This is a genomic window from Albidovulum sp., assembly GCF_049646345.1.
Lineage (GTDB): Bacteria > Pseudomonadota > Alphaproteobacteria > Rhodobacterales > Rhodobacteraceae > Albidovulum.
This window is the reverse complement of sequence record NZ_JBARVQ010000306.1, coordinates 1-2594: the sequence shown is the minus strand read 5'-3', so window position 1 is coordinate 2594 and position 2594 is coordinate 1. Positions and strand designations below refer to the sequence as shown.

The 2594-nt window shown below is 62.0% G+C and carries 2 protein-coding genes and 1 pseudogene; 2 read left to right on the top strand and 1 reads right to left on the bottom strand.

Annotation, left to right across the window (positions count from 1 at the left end):
* Positions 1–95: 95 nt before the first annotated feature.
* On the bottom strand, positions 96–845 hold the full coding sequence (locus tag WBB85_RS07785; RefSeq protein ID WP_432638054.1) for a FadR/GntR family transcriptional regulator: 750 nt from the start codon (positions 843–845) through the stop codon (positions 96–98).
* Positions 846–1093: 248 nt separating this feature from the next.
* On the opposite strand from WBB85_RS07785, the gene WBB85_RS07780 reads away from it, so the two are divergent.
* Together WBB85_RS07780 and dmdA are read left to right on the top strand one after the other, a co-directional pair.
* A complete protein-coding gene (locus WBB85_RS07780) occupies positions 1094–2269 on the top strand; it encodes an acyl-CoA dehydrogenase family protein (protein ID WP_432638053.1) in 1176 nt (391 codons plus the stop codon).
* A 45-nt stretch (positions 2270–2314) separates the two neighbouring features.
* A pseudogene (gene dmdA, locus WBB85_RS07775) lies at positions 2315–2594 on the top strand (dimethylsulfoniopropionate demethylase); the annotation flags it as partial.

Below are 2594 nucleotides of genomic sequence, written 5' to 3'. Positions count from 1 at the left end.
ACTGACCCCCATATCTGCCATACAGACAGGGAATCACAGATCAAGCATCGGGGGAATCCTGAATCTCGAAAACCGCAACACGCTCTAAACCCACCTTACTGTCCTGCGTCCCCCTGTTTCGTCCGGCGTTTCGCACGGATGTCGGCCGCAAGTTCGACGGTATAGGCGGCAAGCTCTGACAGATAGGTCCCGGCCGTATCTGCGTCAGCAGCCTCGACCGCATCGGCGATGCCTGTATGCAGTGCCACGATCCTTTCCCGCGATCTGGCCGAGAAGGTGATCATGTTCATCAGGGGCTGCATCGCCTCCACGGCACCGGCAAGCTGATAGGACAGGACCGGATTGCCTGCCGCATCGACGAGCGCCCGGTGAAAGGCTACGTCCGAGGCGCAGAAGCCTTCGTCCGAAAGGCCGGGCTGGCCCTGCCGGAAGATCTCGGCCCGCATCGCGGCAAGATGGTCGGCCTCGCACCTGTCGGCGGCAAAGGGGACGCAGGCGCGTTCGAGCGCATAACGCGCCTCACAGGCGGTTTCGAAATCCACCGCGTTCATGCTGAGCAGCAGCGTCGATGTGGTGATCTGCTGCCCCGCTGCTTCGTCGTAAGAAAGCCGGTTGACGAAGGCGCCGCCCGTCGCCCCCCTTTGGGTGCGGATCAGGCTCTGTGCTGCAAGCCGTTTAAGCGCCTCGCGCACCGTGGGTCGTGAGACGCCAAACTGTTCGGCCAGTTCCTGTTCCGATGGCAGGCGTTCATCGACGATCAGCCGCCCCTCGACAATCGCATCACGGATCGCCGCCGCGATGCGGATCGGCAATTCGCCTTCGGTGCCGAGTTTCAGTCCCTTCATGCCGCGCGCCTTCAATTGTAAGACATTAAATGTTTGACATTTACCCCGGATAGTCCGACCCTAGGCAGGACGGGGCTGCCCGTCCATCTTTTTCTGACCCCGGGGGCGTTGATGTCCGCACCGATCCTGCATGATGAACGGAGCGCTGCTGACGGGCTGCCGCCGGACCTCGCCCGAACTCCCAAAACCTGACAGGGATCACTCAGTGACCGCTCTGCGTCAGTCCTGTTGAACGAAGGAAAACTGCCATGTCCGCACGCATCGATGAAATTCTCGCCGCCGCCCGCCGTCATACGGATGAGGTTATCAAGCCGGAAGTGGCCGCGTGGAACACCGGAACAGCCTGGCCCCGCGCCGCATCCGACAAGGCTGCGGAGCTTGGATTGACCGGCCTCTATGCGCCAGAGGAATGGGGCGGGCAGGGTCTGCCGCTGTCTGAGGGGATTCGCGTTTATGAGGAACTTGGCAAAGGGGACGGCGCCTATGCTTTCGCCCTGTCGATGCACAATATCTGTACCTTTGCGGCCTGCGGCTTTGGCACCGATGCGTTCAAGGAGGCCTGGGCGCGCGACCTGACCTCGGGCCGGAAACTGGCCAATTTCGCGCTGACCGAACCTCAGTCCGGCTCGGATGCGGCCAATATGCACTCGCGCGCGACGATCAACACGGATGGCACCTGGACGATCAGTGGCGCCAAGGCCTGGGTCAGCCTCGCGGGGGAGGCGGATATCTATTTCACCGTGGTCAAGACCTCGGATCAGCCGGGCCATAAGGACATGGCGATGATCGCCATTCCGGCTGATGCCGCCGGTCTCAGCTTCGGCCCGCGCTATGAAACGCCAAGCTACAGCTTCCTGCCCCTGTCCGAGATGTATTTGGACAATGTCATCGTCAGTGAGGACAATATCATCCTGCCGCCGGGCAAGGGTCTTCAGGGGTCGCTCATGGCGATCGACATTGCGCGTGTCTCGATCGCTTCGGGGTGCTGCGGGTTGATGGAGGCGGCGCTCGACACCGCATTGTCCTATGCGAAGAACCGCAAGATGTTCGGTGGCGTCAATCTTGATCTCGACGGGATCCAGTGGATGCTGGGCGATGTCGCCACGGATCTTGAGGCATCGCGGTTGCTTTACCGCAAGGCCGCCGAGGCCCTTGGCACACCGGAAGGCCCCCTGATGGCGGCGCATGCAAAGCGCTTCGTGCCCGATTGCGCGGTCAAGGCTGCGAATACCTGCACGCAGGTTCTGGGGGGGATGGGGTTGCTGCAACCCTACGGTCTTGACCGGTTGTCCCGCCTTGCGCAGATGCTGCGCATTGTCGACGGCACGACGGAAATCAGCCGGGTCGTGATCGGCCGGGCGCTTCAGAAACGCGCCAGGGATCTGCCCGACCTTCCGGTTCCGAAGGGATTTGGCGAAGCCTGACGAAGTTCCGGACACCAGGTTCCAAGTGCTGATGGAGACAGCCAGATGACCCTCATTTCCCCATCGCGCCGCTTGCGGCGCACCCCCTTCTCGGACGGGGTCGAGGCGGCCGGCGTCAAAGCCTATACCGTCTACAATCACATGCTTCTGCCGACCATGTTCCGTTCGGTCGAGGAGGACTACCGCCATCTGAAAGAGGCGGTGCAGATCTGGGATGTGGCCTGCGAACGGCAGGTCGAATTGCGCGGCCCTGATGCCCAGCGGTTGATGCAGATGCTGACACCACGCGATCTGCGCCAGATGCAGCCCGGCCAGTGCTTCTATG

What these genes read in the sequence shown, in the direction of transcription:
- WBB85_RS07785 (WP_432638054.1), bottom strand. Translation starts at nt 845, where the DNA reads ATGAAGGGACTGAAACTCGGCACCGAAGGCGAATTGCCGATCCGCATC.
- WBB85_RS07780 (WP_432638053.1), top strand. Translation starts at nt 1,094, where the DNA reads ATGTCCGCACGCATCGATGAAATTCTCGCCGCCGCCCGCCGTCATACG.